The organism is Cryobacterium aureum (genome assembly GCF_002954245.1).
In the GTDB taxonomy this organism is placed as follows: Bacteria; Actinomycetota; Actinomycetes; order Actinomycetales; family Microbacteriaceae; genus Cryobacterium; species Cryobacterium aureum.
In genome coordinates, this window is the sequence record NZ_PPTG01000031.1 from 1 (window position 1) to 1,382 (window position 1,382).

1 protein-coding gene, 1 rRNA gene and 1 pseudogene are annotated in these 1,382 nt (G+C 60.7%); 1 reads left to right on the forward strand and 2 read right to left on the reverse strand.

The window, feature by feature from the left end; translation table 11 throughout:
• Positions 1 to 123 precede the first annotated feature (123 nt).
• Positions 124 to 327, reverse strand: a complete 204-nt coding sequence (locus CJ028_RS13075; RefSeq protein WP_105035684.1) for a hypothetical protein — start codon at positions 325 to 327, stop codon at positions 124 to 126.
• A 313-nt stretch (positions 328 to 640) separates the two neighbouring features.
• Here CJ028_RS13075 and CJ028_RS21750 point away from each other — a divergent pair.
• Positions 641 to 944 (forward strand): annotated as a pseudogene (locus tag CJ028_RS21750) (UTP--glucose-1-phosphate uridylyltransferase); the annotation flags it as partial.
• A gap of 340 nt (positions 945 to 1,284) precedes the next feature.
• On the opposite strand, the gene rrf reads toward CJ028_RS21750, so the two are convergent.
• Positions 1,285 to 1,382, reverse strand: a 5S ribosomal RNA gene (gene rrf / locus CJ028_RS13085); the annotation flags it as partial.

Sequence of the window (1,382 nt, forward strand, 5' to 3'; positions counted from 1 at the left end):
CACCAGCGCCTAACAATCCGGCGAAGAGAGCCAGTGGCCCCAAGCCGCACCACCACTGGCTCTCTTCGGCACGAACGGTGGCTCTGAACCGCACGATCGGGTGGCTCTCAAGGGATCAAATACTCAAATCACACGGTAAAGCCAGAGCAACCAGACGACGGTGCCGGCAATGGCGACCGGAAAATACGGCATCACCGAACCGATGAAATCGGTGACGGTGAGCCAGTCGAACAGGAAGTTGGTGTCGGCGGACAGAATCATGGCAGGGCGCATGGTTTCGGGTTCCTTGCGTTGGGTGTCGGGTAAGCCCCAGGAGTCCAGCGTCATAGGCGGTGACCGGGTGGAACGCAGCAGACGCAATCGGGCTAGCGCGCTGTACCGCAGTCATTCGTGGGTGCACCCAAGTTATGAGGATACGTCAGCTGACGTCAACACCCCCGTCTGGGGAACGAAGCGAGGCCACCCGATTGGGAGGCTATCAACAGAGTCGGTCGAGTCCCTACGATTTCAGGACCAGCTCTATTGAGGAATTCTCCCAATCCATTTCTGTACTTGTCGGGACTTCTTCGGACAGCTGACTTCGCGACCGTTACCCGTCGGCCGCATCGCACCGCCTGACCTCTTGAACGGAAGACTTCATCTGACCCCGCACATCACCAAAGCCGTCATCCCCGCAGCGGGTCTCGCACCCGATTCCTCCCCACCACCAAAGCAATGCCGAAGGAGATGCTGCCCGTCGTCGACAAGCCGGCGATCCAGTACGTCTCGGCGGTGAGCCGCTCGCGGTGCTCCTTGGCGATGACCTCATCGACGAGCGTGACGTGCTGCTCTCGCGCATGATCGACGTGCACCGGGACCGTAGCGTATCCGTCATCGCTCGCGTCGAAGTCGATCCGGCCACCGCCCACATGTACGGCATCGCAACCATCGAAGAGCCAGGCGACAAACTTGCCATCACTCTTGCGCACGCAGCTTAAGCCCTTACGCAAAACCGCACTTAGTGACCGACCAAATTGGATGCCGCCGCCGGGTCTCCGGACACGTGGGCGGGGTGGCAGGATTTCGCGGGACGCCGAGCTCGCGGGTTTGAGCTGAGGAGCGAGTGTCCCGTCGCTCAACAGAGGTCCAGTCCCGTCTCAAAGACCGCCACAGTCGTGCGTACGGTGGTCTCGGCAAGCTCGACCAACGGCTGCACGGGTTAACGCATAATGGCCACCCTGAGGTGGCCCGTTAACGCAGGACAGCCATCCCTTAAGGGATGGCTTTCCTGGTGTTTCAAGTTAAGTCCGGCGGTGTCCTACTCTCCCACAGGGTCCCCCCTGCAGTACCATCGGCGCTGAGAGTCTTAGCTTCCGGGTTCGGAATGTGACCGGGCGTTTCCC

Coding starts and splice junctions, on each gene's coding strand:
- CJ028_RS13075 (WP_105035684.1), bottom strand. CDS start 327: ATGACGCTGGACTCCTGGGGCTTACCCGACACCCAACGCAAGGAACCC.